This window comes from Pseudomonas sp. Marseille-P9899 (assembly GCF_903166565.1).
Classification (GTDB): Bacteria; Pseudomonadota; Gammaproteobacteria; order Pseudomonadales; family Pseudomonadaceae; genus Aquipseudomonas; species Aquipseudomonas huaxiensis.
The window spans coordinates 126,258-142,347 of sequence record NZ_CAESCG010000009.1; the positions used below are offsets into that span (position 1 = coordinate 126,258).

Annotated in this window: 13 protein-coding genes, 4 tRNA genes and 1 pseudogene; 7 read left to right on the forward strand and 11 right to left on the reverse strand. The window is 61.3% G+C overall.

Features of this window, described 5'->3' with window-relative positions; all coding sequences use genetic code 11:
• Nucleotides 1-38 precede the first annotated feature (38 nt).
• The gene (locus HWV67_RS28550; RefSeq protein WP_175653653.1) at nt 39-662 is read right to left on the reverse strand and encodes a glutathione S-transferase family protein; all 624 of its coding nucleotides are present in this window, start codon (nt 660-662) and stop codon (nt 39-41) included.
• Between the two features lie 186 nt (nt 663-848).
• On the opposite strand from HWV67_RS28550, the gene HWV67_RS28555 reads away from it, so the two are divergent.
• The gene (locus tag HWV67_RS28555; RefSeq protein WP_175653654.1) at nt 849-3,296 is read left to right on the forward strand and encodes an acyl-CoA dehydrogenase; all 2,448 of its coding nucleotides are present in this window, start codon (nt 849-851) and stop codon (nt 3,294-3,296) included.
• 76 nt (nt 3,297-3,372) lie between these two features.
• A complete protein-coding gene (locus HWV67_RS28560) occupies nt 3,373-3,783 on the forward strand; it encodes a PA2817 family protein (protein WP_095155595.1) in 411 nt (136 codons plus the stop codon).
• Nucleotides 3,784-3,961: 178 nt separating this feature from the next.
• On the opposite strand, the gene HWV67_RS28565 is transcribed toward HWV67_RS28560, so the two are convergent.
• From HWV67_RS28565 to HWV67_RS28580, 4 genes are all read right to left on the reverse strand, one after another.
• Nucleotides 3,962-4,037 (reverse strand) — tRNA-Gly (locus HWV67_RS28565).
• A gap of 4 nt (nt 4,038-4,041) precedes the next feature.
• Nucleotides 4,042-4,117: transfer RNA gene (locus HWV67_RS28570), tRNA-Glu, on the reverse strand.
• Nucleotides 4,118-4,226: 109 nt separating this feature from the next.
• Nucleotides 4,227-4,299: transfer RNA gene (locus HWV67_RS28575), tRNA-Gly, on the reverse strand.
• Between the two features lie 2 nt (nt 4,300-4,301).
• Nucleotides 4,302-4,377, reverse strand: a tRNA-Glu gene (locus tag HWV67_RS28580).
• A gap of 332 nt (nt 4,378-4,709) precedes the next feature.
• Here HWV67_RS28580 and HWV67_RS28585 point away from each other — a divergent pair.
• Nucleotides 4,710-5,477, forward strand: a complete 768-nt coding sequence (locus tag HWV67_RS28585) for a hypothetical protein (protein ID WP_095155594.1) — start codon at nt 4,710-4,712, stop codon at nt 5,475-5,477.
• A 63-nt stretch (nt 5,478-5,540) separates the two neighbouring features.
• On the opposite strand, the gene HWV67_RS28590 is transcribed toward HWV67_RS28585, so the two are convergent.
• Together HWV67_RS28590 and HWV67_RS28595 are read right to left on the reverse strand one after the other, a co-directional pair.
• The gene (locus HWV67_RS28590; RefSeq protein ID WP_175653655.1) at nt 5,541-6,023 is read right to left on the reverse strand and encodes a GAF domain-containing protein; all 483 of its coding nucleotides are present in this window, start codon (nt 6,021-6,023) and stop codon (nt 5,541-5,543) included.
• Nucleotides 6,020-6,910, reverse strand: coding sequence for an ATP-binding protein (locus HWV67_RS28595; protein WP_175653656.1), 891 nt, complete (start codon nt 6,908-6,910; stop codon nt 6,020-6,022). The genes HWV67_RS28590 and HWV67_RS28595 overlap by 4 nt, the downstream gene beginning before the upstream one ends.
• 124 nt (nt 6,911-7,034) lie before the next feature.
• Between HWV67_RS28595 and HWV67_RS28600 the strand changes: the two genes are divergently transcribed.
• Entirely contained in the window at nt 7,035-9,353 is a 2,319-nt protein-coding gene (locus HWV67_RS28600) for a hybrid sensor histidine kinase/response regulator (RefSeq protein ID WP_175653657.1), read from the forward strand.
• Here HWV67_RS28600 and HWV67_RS28605 read toward each other — a convergent pair.
• Entirely contained in the window at nt 9,346-9,831 is a 486-nt protein-coding gene (locus HWV67_RS28605; protein ID WP_175653658.1) for a glutathione peroxidase, read from the reverse strand. The two genes, HWV67_RS28600 and HWV67_RS28605, sit on opposite strands and share 8 nt — an antisense overlap.
• 32 nt (nt 9,832-9,863) lie before the next feature.
• Nucleotides 9,864-10,256, reverse strand: a complete 393-nt coding sequence (msrB, locus tag HWV67_RS28610; protein WP_175653659.1) for a peptide-methionine (R)-S-oxide reductase MsrB — start codon at nt 10,254-10,256, stop codon at nt 9,864-9,866.
• A 167-nt stretch (nt 10,257-10,423) separates the two neighbouring features.
• On the opposite strand from msrB, the gene HWV67_RS28615 reads away from it, so the two are divergent.
• Nucleotides 10,424-11,635 carry a pyridoxal phosphate-dependent aminotransferase gene (locus tag HWV67_RS28615; protein ID WP_175653660.1) on the forward strand — a complete coding sequence of 404 codons (1,212 nt, stop codon included), beginning with the start codon at nt 10,424-10,426 and terminating at the stop codon, nt 11,633-11,635.
• A 213-nt stretch (nt 11,636-11,848) separates the two neighbouring features.
• The gene (gene htpX, locus HWV67_RS28620) at nt 11,849-12,736 is read left to right on the forward strand and encodes a protease HtpX (RefSeq protein WP_175653661.1); all 888 of its coding nucleotides are present in this window, start codon (nt 11,849-11,851) and stop codon (nt 12,734-12,736) included.
• Nucleotides 12,737-12,791: 55 nt separating this feature from the next.
• Here the strand turns inward: htpX and HWV67_RS28625 are convergent, their stop codons facing one another.
• Nucleotides 12,792-13,445 carry a thiopurine S-methyltransferase gene (locus HWV67_RS28625; protein WP_175653662.1) on the reverse strand — a complete coding sequence of 218 codons (654 nt, stop codon included), beginning with the start codon at nt 13,443-13,445 and terminating at the stop codon, nt 12,792-12,794.
• Between the two features lie 104 nt (nt 13,446-13,549).
• Between HWV67_RS28625 and HWV67_RS28630 the strand changes: the two genes are divergently transcribed.
• A complete protein-coding gene (locus HWV67_RS28630; RefSeq protein ID WP_175653663.1) occupies nt 13,550-14,317 on the forward strand; it encodes a DODA-type extradiol aromatic ring-opening family dioxygenase in 768 nt (255 codons plus the stop codon).
• A 76-nt stretch (nt 14,318-14,393) separates the two neighbouring features.
• Here HWV67_RS28630 and HWV67_RS28635 read toward each other — a convergent pair.
• Nucleotides 14,394-16,089, reverse strand: a pseudogene (locus HWV67_RS28635) (DEAD/DEAH box helicase).
• Between the last annotated feature and the right edge of the window lies 1 nt (nt 16,090).

Consider the following 16,090-nt stretch of genomic DNA (forward strand, 5'->3'; position numbering starts at 1 on the left):
AAGCCTATCGATAATAACTATCGCATTGAGCGAAGCTTTCAGGTCAGCGCGGTCATGACCGCCGCCTGATAGGCCGGACGCTCGCGCAGACGCTCGTACCAGGCGCGCAGGTGACGCATCTCCGGTCGCTCGATGGGCATCTCGAACCAGGCGTAGGCGAAACAGCCCAGGGGGATATCCCCCATGCCCGGCTCTTGGCCGGAAAGGAAGGGTTGCGACGCCAGCGTCTCGTCGGCAATCGACAGCAGTTGCGCGCAGGTCTTGTGCGCGGCATTGATCGCCACCCAGTCACGCTGGTCTTCCGGCGTGCGCAGGATGCCCCAGAACAAGGGGCGGAATGGCGTAGCCAGCGACGACGTGGTCCAGTCCATCCACTTGTCGGCCTCGGCGCGCTCGACTGGATCCTCCGGATACCAGGCGGTGCCCGGTGCATGTTTCGCGCCCAGATAGCGGACGATGGCATTGGACTCCCAGAGCACCAGGCCATCATCTTCGATCATCGGCACCAGACCATTGGGGTTGAGTGCGCGATAGTGCGGTTCATTGACCAGCCCGAACGCACCACCGGCGTCCACAGACTGGAAATCCAGCCCCAGTTCCTGTGCGCACCACAACACTTTCCTGACGTTGCTGGAATTCTTCCGGCCCCAGATCTTGAGCATGACGACATCCTGATATCTGCAAGGGACGCCCAGTCTACTCCAGCGTGACGCCCAGGCAATCGCCGAGCAGTCCCGGCGAACTCCACCGCCAACAACCTGTCACTGTTCAGACAATGCCGTTCGGCAGAGGCCGGCTACGCTCTGTGGGACGTACTGACACGTGCAAGGTTTCCAGGAGGAAAGACTATGTTGCTGTTGTGGTTAGTGGTGCTCGTGCTGGGCTCGGCCTGGCTGGCGCACCGACGGACACCGGCGTTGCCGGCCCTGGCGCTCATCGCGGCCTACGTGCTGGCGATGGGTATCTTTTCGCGGGCGCCTGGCTGGCTGACCGTCCTGCTCCTGCTGGTGGTGGCCGCTATCGCCGCGCCTCTGCTGTTCCCGGACCTGCGCCGCAAGCTGTTTACCGCGCCGATGTTCAACTGGTTCCAGCGCACCCTGCCGCCCATGTCGACCACCGAGCGCGAAGCGATCGACGCCGGCACCGTGTGGTGGGACGGCGAACTGTTCAGCGGTCGCCCGGACTGGAACACGCTGCTGAGTTATCCAAAGGCCGAACTGAGCGCCGAGGAACAGGCATTCATCGACGGCCCCACCGAAGAACTCTGCGCCATGGTCAGCGACTGGCAGATCGGCCAGGACATGGACCTGCCCGCCGAAGCCTGGGCGCATATCAAGGCACATGGTTTCTTCGCCCTGATCATTCCCAAGGAATACGGCGGCAAGGGCTTTTCCGCCTACGCCCACTCGCAGGTGGCGATGAAACTGGCCACCCGCAGCGGTGACCTCGCCTCCACCGTGATGGTGCCCAACTCCCTCGGTCCCGCGGAGTTGCTGCTGCACTACGGCACCGATGAACAACGTAACCACTACCTGCCCCGCCTCGCCCGTGGCGAGGAAATCCCCTGCTTCGCCCTCACAGGTCCCCTCGCCGGGTCCGATGCCGGTGCCATGCCCGACACCGGCATCATTTGCAAAGGACAGTGGCAAGGGCAGGAAGTCCTGGGTCTGCGCCTGAACTGGGAAAAGCGCTACATCACCCTCGGACCGGTCGCCACTCTGCTGGGCCTCGCCTTCAAGGCTTATGACCCTGACCATCTGTTGAGTGACAAGGAAGAGCTGGGCATCAGCCTGGCGCTGATTCCGACCGACACCCCCGGTGTCGACATCGGCAAGCGTCACCACCCGCTGGGCGCGGCATTCATGAACGGCCCCAACGCCGGCAAGGACGTGTTCGTGCCGCTGGACTTCCTGATTGGCGGCCAGGAAATGCTCGGCAAAGGCTGGATGATGTTGATGAACTGCCTGTCGGTGGGACGCTCGATTTCCCTGCCGGCGGTAGGCACCGGCGCAGCCAAATTCACCAGCCTGGTCAGCGGCCAATACGCGCAGATTCGGGAACAGTTCAATGTGCCGCTGGCAGCCTTCGAAGGCATCCAGGAATCCCTGGCACGCATCGGCGGTAACGCCTGGCTGATGGACAGCGCGCGAATCCTGACCGCCAAAGCCGTGGACCTTGGCGAGAAGCCGTCGGTACTCTCGGCAATCCTCAAGTACCACCTGACTGAGCGCGGCCGCGAATGCATCCAGCACGCCATGGATATCCACGGCGGCAAGGGCATCATCATGGGCCCGAACAATTACCTGGGGCGCAGTTGGCAGGGCGCGCCGATTTTCATCACGGTCGAAGGCGCCAATATTCTCTCGCGCAACCTGATGATCTTCGGCCAGGGCGCAATCCGCTGCCATCCCTTCGTTCTCAAGGAAATGGCGCTGGCGGGACGGGAAGACCATGAGCAGACACTCAAGGAATTCGACACCTTGCTGTTGCGCCATATCGGTTTCGCCGTGGGCAATGCTGCCAGCACGCTGGTACTCGGGCTTGGGCTGGGGCATTTTGAAAAAGCCCCGGGTGACGCCCTCAGCCAGGGCTATTTTCGCGCACTCAATCGCCAGGCCGCGGCCTTCGCCCTGCTGGCGGATCTGTGCATGATGCTGCTGGGCGGCGAGCTGAAGCGGCGTGAACGGTTGTCCGCACGGCTGGGCGATGTCCTCAGTCATCTGTACCTGAGTTCGGCGGCGCTCAAGCGTTATCACGACCTGAACTCACCGGAACATCTGCAACCGCTGCTGCGCTGGGCCATGGAAGAAAGCCTCGGCCAGGCGGAGAAAGCTCTGGACCGCCTGCTTGATAACTTCCCGAGCCGCCTGCTCGGCGGCGCCTTGCGACTGATCGTGTTCCCCTTCGGCCGGCGCCACACCGGTCCCGGCGATGAACTGGACGCGGAAATCGCCGCACTGATCGGCCGCGCCGCCGGCGATCCGGCCCTGGAAGCCTTGCTCGCCGGCTGTTATCGCCCGACCGATGCGCAGGACCCGGTCGGTGCCCTGCAGCACGCCAGCCAACTGCTGGCCGACAGCGCCGCATTGCACAAACAGTTACGCCATGCCCTGAAAAATGGCGAACTGACCGTGGAGGCCGGCGAACCGTTGATCGACGCGGCCGTGCGAGCGGGCGTCCTTGATGCCGAGCAAGCCAGTCAGTTGCACGCCGCCGAAACCGCGCGCAGACGCGTCATTGATGTCGATGCCTTCACCAAGGAGGAATTGTTGCCTGTCGAAGGCAAGGTGCGCTGAGCACAATCCGACCGGGACATCGGGCGTCGGGAGCCGTATACTCCCGCGCCCGTTTTTGCTTTAGAGGATCGCCAGCATGGCCAATGCACACCTGGACTACCATCTCGCCCTGCTCAACCACCTGCGCAGCATCCTCGTCGCCCTGGGCGAAGCCGAACAAGTGCCGGAGGAAAGTCACGGCCTGTTCCTCGAGCGCTTCGACGATCTGCTGGAGCAACTGCCCCACGATCCGCTGGAAAGCCAGTACCTGGGCCAGGACCTGATGTGCCAGGTCATTCAACGTTATCCACAGATCGCCCACCTGGTACCGCGCGACCTGCTGTGGTTCTTCGGCGGTGACTGCCTGCATTTCATGCCGGATGACGAACTGGACCTGTACCAGGCCCTCGAAGAACGCCGCTACGATGCCGAACAGAATGAAGAGCCGTTTGACTGGAACCAGGAAAAACAACTGCTGAGCATGTCGCTCAACGACAGCAAGCATTGATAAAGACGCCGCTCATTGAAGCGGCGTTTTTTTGCATGAATGTTTGATGCCGCACAACGACGAAGCCCGCTTTCGGGCCCGCTGGACGTGAATGGATTTTTCCGCAGAAACGAAAAAAGGACCCGAAGGTCCTTTTTTCTTGGCTACAGGACTCGATTGAATCCGGTAGCACCATATTTGGAGCGGGAAACGAGACTCGAACTCGCGACCCCGACCTTGGCAAGGTCGTGCTCTACCAACTGAGCTATTCCCGCATATTGGCGTCCCCTAGGGGACTCGAACCCCTGTTACCGCCGTGAAAGGGCGGTGTCCTAGGCCACTAGACGAAGGGGACTCTGCCCAAAACATGCATCGCATGTTTTAGTGACCAGAGTTTAATCCTGAAGATTGACCCCTGGATTTCTTTACAAGCCCTGCCGTTAAGCAAAGCCTTTGTAAACGGGAGCGGGAAACGAGACTCGAACTCGCGACCCCGACCTTGGCAAGGTCGTGCTCTACCAACTGAGCTATTCCCGCATTGGCGTCCCCTAGGGGACTCGAACCCCTGTTACCGCCGTGAAAGGGCGGTGTCCTAGGCCACTAGACGAAGGGGACACGCTACAACTTCACTCCCTGCCGCGTTTCGCTGTGTGCTTTACGCTGCAAGTGGCGCGCATTCTAGGGATGCTTTGAAAGGTCGTCAACCCCCAATTAGAAATTTATTTAAATCAATGACTTCGCCGTGTTTAGGACCGCCCGGGCAAGCCGCCCGCCCTATTCTTCCAGCCGTCGCTGCCGATAGAGGAAAGGACGGTAAAACAATTGCCCAAGTGTGACACAGGGCAAATTGCCATCAATCCTCCTCCGGCTTCCGCCAAACTGCTCTATCCGGGCAATAGGGAAGCCACTACACTCAATCGGTAACCCTGACTGACGAGGCGTGAACGGTGACACCACTATTGATTACCCTGCTTATCGTGGCGGGTATCGCCTTACTCATCGTGATCGGCTATCTGAATAACGTAGTCGAGAACAACAAGCTGGAGCGGGCGCGACTGAAAGTCGAGCTGGCCGAACGCTTGCGGCGTTGTGGCGAGATCACCGAAACGTTCCCGGGCCAGTTGATGACGCCGGCGCTCAAGCTGCTGCTGACTCGCCTTGAACTCAACCTCAACCAGCGCCAACTGTCGCTGGACAAGCACAACAGCAATATCCAGAGCCGTATCGCCGAGCTGGAAGCCCTGATCGCCCAGGGCGAATCGCTGCCGGTCAGCAACCCGCCCGGCCCGATCCAGACCGAAGCTCGCGCCAAGGATATCCGCTTCCTTCTGGAAGCTCTGCACAGCCAGGTCGTCCGTGCCTGCCAGGAAGGCTTCCTGGCCACCAACGAAGCCAAGTACTGGGTCAAGGAAATCCGCCACATCCTGGTCAAGCTGCATATCGAGTTCTTCAATAACCTGGGCCAGGCCGCGTTGCAGCAAAACCAGCCCGGGCATGCCCGCCTCGCTTTCGAACGCGGCGTGCAATACCTGCGCAAGCAGCCGGAGCCTGCGCAGTACCGCGAACAACTGGAATACATGGAAAAGCTTCTGGCCCGCGCCAATGCCATGGTGCTGGACACCATCGAGCCGACCGAGAGCGACGTCAACGCACTGACCGAAGGCCTGAAGACGGACGAAGAAGAAAACTGGAAGAAGAAAGTCATCTACGACTGAGAACACCAGATACAAAGAAAGAGGGGCCGCAATGGCCCCTCTTCTGTTTCCGCCAATCGCCAATCAGCAATCGGTCGCCTGCAGGAAAATCCCCGCCAGCTGCTCCAGCCCCGCCTGATCCTCGACGCTAAAGCGTGCGAGCTTCGGACTGTCCAGATCCAGCACGCCAATCAGGTGCCCGTCCTTGACCAGAGGAATCACCAACTCACTGTTCGAGGCACTGTCGCAAGCGATGTGCCCGGGAAACGCATGGACATCCTCGACCCGTTGGGTCTGCAGACTGGCAGCGGCGGCGCCGCACACACCCCGGCCGAAAGCGATTCGCACACAGGCGACCTGACCCTGGAAAGGCCCCAGCACCAGTTCGCCATCGCGATTGAGGTAGAAGCCCGCCCAGTTCAGGTCATCGACCTGGTTATAGAGGAAGGCGGAAAACTGTGCGGCATTGGCGATGAAATCACGCTCGCCCGAGAGCAAGGCTTCCAATTGCGCCGCCAGCAGCGCGTAGCCGCCAAGCCCCGCTCCCGCCGCATTCAAGTCGATCATTTGTGTTGCTCCAGCAGTTTGAGTCCGACCCAGTAGCGGGCGAACTGGTAGGCACAGCGGCCATTTCGATTACCGCGACCGGTTGCCCAGCGAATTGCGGCCTTTTCCAGCTCCTCGTCGCGCGCCCAGACCAGCCCCGGCCCCTTGGCCAGTTCGCGGATCCAGTGCTCGACCACATTGAGGAAATGCTCCTGGGTAAACGGATAGAACGACAACCACAGGCCGAAACGGTCAGACAAGGCGATCTTGTCTTCCACCGCCTCGCTGGGGTGCAGTTCGCCATCCACCATCTTCCAGTTTTCGTTGTCGCTCTGTTTCTCCGGCACCAGGTGCCGGCGGTTGGAGGTGGCGTACAGCAGCACATTATCCGGGGCCTGTTCGAGCGAGCCGTCCAGCACGCTCTTGAGCACCCGGTAATCGCCCTCGCCGGCCTCGAACGACAGGTCGTCGCAGAACAGCACGAAACGCTGCGGCAACTTGTGCAATTGCTCCACCACCCGCGGCAGGTCAGCCAGGTGATCACGCTCGATCTCGATCAGACGCAAACCGGCGTCGGCGTGCTCGGCCAGCAGCGCACGGACCAACGAAGATTTACCGGTGCCCCGCGAACCCCACAGCAGCGCGTGGTTGGCGGGCACGCCATCGAGGAACTGGCGGGTGTTGCGCCCGAGCTGGTCGCGCTGCTGATCGACGCCGATCAGGTCAGACAACCGAATGTCCAGGCTCACTTCCAGCGGCGACAGGTAACCGCTGCGCCCATCGCGCTGCCAACGCGCCGCCAGGCAGCGGCTCCAGTCGATTTCCGGGCGCAGCGCCGGCAACAGTGGTTCGAGGCGGGCCAGGACACTTTCGGCACGTTCGAGAAATGCGGTCAAACGAGGGTCCACGAGAATTCCTCAAGTCATATTCAGGCGAAAAGGAACAAGCTGAATGTGCGACAGTACATGCCAGCAGCCGGGGTTGATCGGCTATGCTTGCGCAGCGCATGGAATGTGGAACTGGCTCGGGACCATGGATATCAAGTTCACCAATCGCCTGTCGTACAAGCAAGCCCGGTTGACAGTCCTCGTCGGCTTCATCCTGGGGACATTGCTCAGTTTCATCCAGATCGGGATCGATTATGCCAGCGAAGACGCCTCCATCAACCGCGAGATGCAGGCATTGCTGGATATCAGCCACAACACCGCTTCGCGCATCGCCTACAACATCGACGCCGAGCTGGCCCAGGAACTGACCCTCGGCCTGCTGCAATCACCCGCCATCATCCGCGCCCAACTGGTCGACAACAACGACACGGTGCTCGCCGACATGCAGCGCCCTCGCCAGGAAAGCGCGTACCGCGTCCTCAGCGACTTCCTCTTCGGCAACAACCGCCAGTTCAAGAATCGCCTGTACCTCAGCCACATGCCGGACGAATACCTCGGCACGCTGTACCTGGATGTCGACACCTTCGCCTTCGGCAGCCGCTTCCTCAAACGGGCCGAAGTGACGCTGCTCAACGGCTTCGTGCGCAGCCTGGTGCTGACCGGCATTCTCCTCGCGCTCTTCTATATGATGCTGACCAAGCCCTTGGTGCGGGTGATCAGCTCCCTGAGCAGCAGTGACCCGCACGACCCCAACCAGGGCAAGCTGCCCTTCCCCGTCGGCCATGAGCATGATGAGATCGGCGTGCTGGTCAAGGTCGCCAACCAGCAGTTCGTCACCATGGCCACCGAGATCAAGCAGCGGCGCAACGCCGAGAACCGCCTGACCGAATACCTCAACGAGCTGGAAAACATTGTTTCCGCCCGCACCGACGAGCTGAAGGCCAGCAACACGCGCCTGAGCCAGTCCAATGAGGAGCTTGAGGACGCGCGACGACGCGCTCTGGACATGGCCCAGGCCCGCGCCGCGTTCCTGGCCAATATGAGCCATGAAATCCGCACACCGCTGAACGGCCTGCTCGGCATGATCGCGCTGTCGCTGGACAGTCCGCTCAACGCCGAACAACGCCAACAACTGGCCATCGCCCATGACTCGGGCAAGGTGCTGGTGGAGTTGCTCAACGATATTCTTGATCTGTCCAAGTTCGACGCCGGCCAGCTTGAACTGGAGCGAATCCCCTTCGACCTCGGCGCCCTGGTGGAAGACACCGCCAACCTGCTGTCGCAAAACACCGCACCCAACGTCGAACTGACGTGCCTGATCGACCCGACATTCCCCGCCATGGTGCTCGGCGATCCGACCCGGGTCAGGCAGATCGTCAGCAACCTGCTGTCCAACGCACTCAAGTTCACCCGGTTCGGACGCGTGGATGTGCGCCTGAGCACCTACAACGGCGGCGTGCGCATCGATGTCTGCGATACCGGCATCGGCATCGCCCAGGAAGCCCAGACCAGGATTTTCCAGCCTTTTATCCAGGCCGCCGCCGGGATCACCCGCCAATACGGCGGCACAGGCCTGGGCCTGACCCTGACCAACAACCTCTGCGAAGCCATGCAGGGACACCTGAGCATCAGTTCCGAAAGCGGTTTCGGCAGCCAGTTCAGCGCCGAACTGCCACTGCCAAGCCATACCGGCGCCGTCACCTACGAGCGCCTCCACGGCAACGTGATCGCCCTCAGCAGCGCCAACAGCGGGCTGGCCGAGTTGCTGCAAACCCTGCTGCCGCGCTGGGGCGTGAATTATCAGCGGCATGATCGTATCGGCGAGCTTGGCGACAGCAACCCGGACCTGCTGATTACCGATGATCTGGACAGCCTGATGGCCCTGCGCCCGACCATCAAAGCGCCGATCCTGCTGATCACCGCTTACGGCAATTTCCTGCCCGGCGACCAGGCCACCAGCCTCGCCCCGCTACAGCAACAGGCCCGCCCCCTGGCACGGAGCGCGCTGTATCAGGCACTGCGCCGGGTGCTTTCGCGCGTCGATGAAGGCGCGCCTGCTAAACAAGCCGAAAAACCCGCCAGCGTGCGCCGGGCGCGGATCCTGCTGGTCGAGGACAACCCGGTCAACCAACTGGTGGCCAAGGGCATGCTGGGTAAGCTCGGCTGCGAGGTGAGCGTCGCCGCACACGGCGCCGACGCCCTGGAGCAACTGGAACACGGGAGTTTTGATCTGGTATTGATGGACTGCAACATGCCGGTGATGGATGGCTACGAAGCCAGCCGGCGGATCCGCCAGAGCGGACGCTGGCCGAACCTGCCGATCGTGGCCCTGACCGCCAACGCCATGCCCGAAGAGCGCGAGCGTTGCCGGGCGGCGGGGATGAACGACTATCTGGCGAAGCCGTTCCGCCGCGAGGAGCTACTGGCCCTGATCGACCATTGGGTGCCGCCGGTGATTATTTGAGCAGCGCTTCGATATCGGCGCTCAAGGCATCCGGCTTGGTGGTGGGCGCATAACGCGAGACCTTTCCGGTTCGCGGATCGAAGAGGAACTTGGTGAAGTTCCACTTGATCCCTTGCGAGCCCAGCAGGCCGGGGGCGCGCTTTTTCAACTCGACGAACAGCGGATGGGCATCGGCGCCGTTGACGTCGACCTTCCTGAACAGCGGGAAGCTGACACCGAAGTTCAACTCACAGAACTGCGAAATCGCCGTCTCGTCATCCGGCTCCTGTTTGCCGAACTGATTGCAGGGGAAACCCAGCACCACCAAACCCTGCTCGCGATAGTGCTGCCAAAGCGCCTCGAGCCCTTTGTACTGGGGTGTGAAACCGCACTGGCTGGCAGTATTGACGACCAACAGCGCCTTGGCCGGAAAGTCCGCCAGGGTCTTCTGCTCACCCTTGATGGTGGTGCAGGGGATATTCAGCAATTCGCCAGCCATTCACATCGCTCCTTAATTGAATGAACCCGTTTTCAGCGTGGTACCAATTCCAGGCACACCGAGTTGATGCAGTAACGCAGGCCGGTGGGTGGGGGTCCGTCGGGGAATACATGACCCAAATGGGCATCACACTGGGCACAGGTGACTTCGGTACGGATCATCCCGTGGGAGGTATCGCGTATCTCGATCATCGCGCTGTCTTCGATCGGCTCGTAGAAGCTGGGCCAGCCACAGCCGGAGTCGAATTTTGCCTTCGAATCGAACAGCGGGGCCTGGCAGCAGATGCAATGGTAGACGCCATCGGTCCGGGTCGCATTGTACTTGCCGCTGAACGGGCGCTCGGTACCTTTCAGGCGGCAAACCTGATACTGGTCGGGGTCGAGCATCGCACGCCATTCTTCAAGGGTTTTCTCTAACTTTTGCATGTGCAGGCCTCGGCAAATCAAAAAGCCCGTGCAGCTTCTTTTCGTCTGTACGGGTGGCACGTATTATTGCGCCTCAATTCAGGCGTCAGTCTGGCACCCGCGTTACTCGCATTTCAAACCTTTTCAAAGCGCAGTGCGCGGCGATCTTTTCCAAACGGGATCACATCATGCAGGTCAGCAAATCGAACAAGCTCGCCAACGTCTGCTATGACATTCGCGGCCCGGTGCTCAAGCACGCCAAGCGACTGGAGGAGGAAGGCCATCGCATCCTCAAGCTGAATATCGGCAACCCCGCGCCCTTTGGCTTCGAGGCGCCCGAGGAAATTCTCCAGGATGTGATCCGCAATCTGCCAACCGCCCAGGGCTACAGCGACTCCAAAGGCCTGTTCAGCGCCCGCAAGGCGGTCATGCAGTACTGCCAGCAGAAGCAGATCGAAGGCGTCGGCATCGAGGACATCTACCTCGGTAACGGCGTTTCCGAACTGATCGTGATGTCGATGCAGGCCCTGCTCAACAATGGCGACGAAGTGCTGATCCCAGCGCCGGACTACCCGCTGTGGACCGCCGCAGTCAGCCTGGCCGGCGGCCGGCCGGTGCATTACCTGTGCGACGAGCAGGCCGACTGGTTCCCTGACCTGGAAGACATCAAGGCCAAGATCACCCCCAACACCAAGGCCATGGTGATCATCAACCCGAACAACCCCACCGGCTCCGTGTACTCGCGCGAAGTGCTGCTGGGCATGCTTGAGCTGGCGCGCCAGCACAACCTGGTGGTGTTCTCCGACGAGATCTACGACAAGATCCTCTACGACGAAGCCATACACATCAGCAGCGCATCCCTGGCGCCTGACCTGCTCTGCCTGACCTTCAACGGCCTGTCCAAGTCCTACCGCGTCGCCGGTTTCCGCTCCGGCTGGCTGATCATCTCCGGGCCCAAGCAACACGCCCAGAGCTACATCGAAGGCCTCGACATCCTGGCCAATATGCGCCTGTGCGCCAACGTGCCGTCCCAGCACGCCATCCAGACCGCCCTTGGCGGTTACCAGAGCATCAACGACCGGGTCCTGCCGCAAGGCCGCCTTCTGGAACAGCGCAACCGCACCTGGGAACTGCTCAACGACATCCCGGGCGTCAGTTGCGTCAAGCCGATGGGTGCGCTTTATGCGTTCCCGCGGATCGACCCGAAAGTCTGCCCGATCCTGAACGACGAGAAATTCGCCCTCGACCTGCTGCTCTCGGAAAAACTGTTGATCGTCCAAGGCACCGCCTTCAACTGGCCGTGGCCGGATCACTTCCGCGTGGTGACCTTGCCGCGCGTCGACGATCTTGAGCAGGCCATCGGTCGCATCGGAAATTTCCTGAAGACTTATCAGCAGTAGCCTACAGTCATACCTGTGTCTGAAAAGGCGCAGGTACTTTCCCCTATCACTTCCCCCTTTCCTACCTGCGGCTCTGGACCGCGGGTTGGATTGGTGTGTCCGTCTCCCTGACATGTACACAGTTTGAAATAGTCGCTCGGTTGAATCCCAAAGGCGCGCACCTTATATACCCGCATACGCTACATATCTATCCGTCAGGAGAACGTAACAACCATGATGCGCATTTTGCTGTTTGTGGCCACTAACCTTGCGGTCGTGTTGGTCGCCAGCATCACCCTGAGCCTGTTCGGCTTCAATGGGTTCATGGCGGCAAACGGGGTTGACCTCAAGCTCGATCAACTGCTGGTGTTCTGTGCGGTGTTCGGCTTCGCCGGCTCGCTGATCTCGCTGTTCATTTCCAAGTGGATGGCGAAGATAAGCACCGGTACCCAGATCATCACCCAGCCGCGCACCCACCATGAGCAATGGCTGATGGAGACCGTCGCGGAACTGTCGCGCAATGCCGGCATCAAGATGCCGGAAGTCGGTGTCTTCCCGGCCTACGAGGCCAACGCCTTCGCCACCGGCTGGAACCGCAACGACGCGCTGGTCGCGGTCAGCCAGGGCCTGCTGGAGCGCTTCTCGCGGGATGAAGTACGTGCGGTTCTGGCCCACGAGATCGGCCACGTCGCCAACGGCGACATGGTGACCATGGCACTGGTGCAAGGCGTGGTGAACACCTTCGTGATGTTCTTTGCACGGATCATCGGCAATTTCGTCGACAAAGTGATCTTCAAGAACGAAGAAGGCCAGGGCATTGCCTACTATGTCGCAACCATCGTTGCCGAACTGATCCTGGGCATCCTCGCCAGCATCATCGTCATGTGGTTCTCGCGCAAACGCGAGTACCGCGCCGACGACGCAGGTGCCCGCCTCGCCGGTACTGGCGCAATGATCAGCGCACTGCAGCGCCTGCGCTCGGAACAGGGCATACCGGTGCAGATGCCGAGCACCTTGAATGCCTTCGGCATCAACGGCGGCCTGAAGCAGGGCCTGGCTGGCCTGCTGATGAGCCACCCGCCGCTGGAAGAACGCATCGAAGCACTGCGCCGTCGCGGCTAAGCGACACCGCAACGAAAAAGGGCGACCACAGGGGTCGCCCTTTTTCACTGCCGATTCAGCCCCGCAGCACGTAAACCCGCTCAAGCAAACGGCTGACACCCGCCTGCAGAAACTTCCAGCTCTGACCGAGAATGTCCTGCTCGTCCTCGGCGAGGATCTGCCAGCGCGGCGTGTACAGTCTCCGCACCTCCTCATCGGTGACGGCGAACGGAGGCCCGTCCAACTGCGACTGATCGTAGTCCATGGTCACCAGCACGGCCCCGCAACCGGCGGGCAGGATCGTCGCCAGATGAGCGGCATAACGCTCACGCATCTCTGGCGGCAGGGCGATCAGCGCGGCGCGGTCGTACAGACCGACGCAATCGGCCACATCGGCGGCGTTCAGCTCGAAGAAGTCTCCGCACCAGAGCTCGATGCCTTCACTGCGATAACACGTGAAGGCGCCATGCTCGAAGCGCTCAGGCTCCAGTTGCTGCTCGGCAAAAAAGTCCTCCACGGCACGCTGCGACAACTCCACCCCCAGCACCCGCAGCCCCTGCCCCGCCAGCCAGACCAGATCCAGGCTTTTGCCACACAGTGGCACCAGCACCCGCCCACCGGCGTCGATGCCCAACGAAGGCCAGTACTGCGCCAGATAGGAATTGACCTGCTCCTGGTGGAAACCGATCTGATTGCGCTCCCAGCGCTTGTGCCAAAAATCCGCTTGCATGCTGACCTCGAATAATTCGATCAAATACTGCGAAAACTTATATTAGATTTAGATCAATGATCTGCCTGAAGATGGTGGCCATCATAACCCTCAGGACTTCCGAGATGCTCCCCAGCCTGTTCATTTCCCACGGATCCCCCATGCTGGCCCTGGAACCGGGCGAAAGCGGCCCGGCCCTCGCCCGGCTGGCCGCAGAACTGCCGCGCCCCAAAGCCATCGTCGTGGTGTCGGCGCATTGGGAAAGCCATGACCTCTTGGTGACCAGCGCCCCCAAACCCGCCACCTGGCATGACTTCGGCGGTTTCCCGCAAGCGCTGTACGCCGTGCAGTACCCGGCGCCCGGCGAACCCGCACTGGCCGAGCGCCTGGCCGCGATGCTCACCGAAGCCGGCCTGCCCACTGACCTCGACCCCAAACGTCCTCTGGACCACGGTGCCTGGGTACCGCTGTCGCTGATGTACCCGGCAGCCGATATTCCGGTGGTGCAGGTTTCCCTGCCCAGCACACTTGGCCCGACCTTTCAGGAGCGCGTAGGCCGTGCCCTGGCCCCGCTGCGGGCAGAAGGCGTGTTGTTGATCGGCTCCGGCAGCATCACCCATAACCTCGGCGAGCTGAACTGGCGTGCCAGGGATAGCAGCGCCGCACCCTGGGCCCTGAGCTTTCGTGACTGGATGGTGGAAAAACTGACGGCCAACGATAGCGCTGCCCTGCTCGACTATCGGCGTCAGGCGCCCTTCGCCGTGCGCAACCATCCAAGCGATGAGCACCTGCTGCCGTTGTACTTCGCCCGGGCCGCGGGTGAGCGATTCGGCATCGAGCACCAAGGCTTTACGCTGGGTGCGCTGGGAATGGACATCTACCGCTTCGATTGACCTTGCCCCGCCTTCTGCCATCTCACAGGCAAAAAAAATCCCCGAACCAGTCGGGGATTTTTTATTTACTCGCGGATCAGTCTTCGCGATAACGGCGCAGTTTCAGCTGCTTGCCGGCAACGCGGGTGTCCTTGAGCTTGGTCAGCAGACGCTCCAGACCATCTTCCGGCAGTTCAACCAGGCTGAAGCTGTCGCGCACCTGGATGCGACCGATAGCTTCACGGGCCAGGCCGCCTTCGTTGAGGATCGCGCCCAGCAGGTTCTTCGCGGCGATACCGTCGCGAGCACCCAGAGCGGTACGGCAACGCGCACGGCCTTCACCCAGCGGGATCGGCGCACGACGCTCACGCTCGCCACGCTCCGAACGCTCACCGGTACGCTCGCGCGGAGCGGAGGTCGGAACCAGCGGCTGCTCTTTCTCGACAGCTTCCAGGGTCAGGGCCTGACCGTTGGTGGCCTTGCGCAGCAGCGCAGCGGCCAGGGCACGTGGGCTGCAACCGATATCGGCGGTCAGGCGATCCAGCAGATCACCGTGGGTCGATTCAGCGTCAGCAACCAGCGGCGCCAGGCTGTTGGTCAGTTTCTTGATGCGGGCATCAAGAACGGCCTGACCATTCGGCAGGCGAACTTCGGCAACTTTCTGACCGGTAACACGCTCGATAACCTGCAGCATGCGGCGCTCACGTGGAGTGACCAGCAGCAGGGCACGGCCTTCGCGACCGGCACGGCCAGTACGGCCGATACGGTGAACGTAGGATTCCGGGTCGTACGGCATGTCAACGTTGAACACGTGAGTGATGCGCGGTACGTCCAGACCACGGGCAGCGACGTCGGTAGCGACGACGATGTCCAGGCGACCATCCTTGAGCGAGTCGATGACGCGCTCACGCTGGTTCTGGGCGATGTCACCGTTCAGTGCAGCAGCCTTGTAGCCTTTGGCTTCAAGGGCGCTCGCCAGATCCAGGGTGGCCTGCTTGGTGCGCACGAAAGCGATCAGCGCGTCGAATTCCTCGACTTCCAGCAGACGCAGGACGGCGGAAACCTTCTGGTCGGCGTGGACCATCAGGTGTGCCTGCTCGATGGCAGTTACGGTCTGGGTCTTGGTCTGGATCTTGACGTGCTTCGGCTCGCGCAGGTGGCGCTCGGCGATGGCACGGATCGAGGCAGGCAGGGTGGCCGAGAACAGAACGGTCTGACGGCTTTCCGGCATGGCCTTGAAGATGACTTCCAGGTCATCCATGAAGCCCAGTTTCAGCATTTCGTCGGCTTCGTCGAGAACCAGGTGGTTCACGGTCGCCAGGACTTTCTCGTCGCGACGCAGGTGGTCGCACAGACGGCCAGGGGTAGCGACGACGATTTGCGCGCCGTTGCGGATTGCTTTGAGTTGTGGGCCCATCGGGGCACCACCATATACAGCCACCACGGTAACGCCCGGCATCTGCTTGGCGTAGGTTTCAAAAGCGGTGGCTACTTGCAGCGCCAACTCACGGGTTGGCGCCAGGATCAGGGCTTGCGGCTCGCGCTTGCTCGGGTCGATACGATTCAGGATGGGCAGAGCGAAAGCGGCGGTTTTGCCGGTACCGGTCTGCGCCTGGCCGATCATGTCATGACCGGCGAGAATGATCGGGATGGATTGTTGCTGAATGGCCGAAGGCTCTTCGTAGCCAGTAGCGATTACGGCGGCAACAATACTTGGGTGAAGATTGAGAGCGGCGAAGCCGCCGATTTCCTGGGTCATGGGTCTGCCTCTAAGTGCATCCGCAAAGACCCATG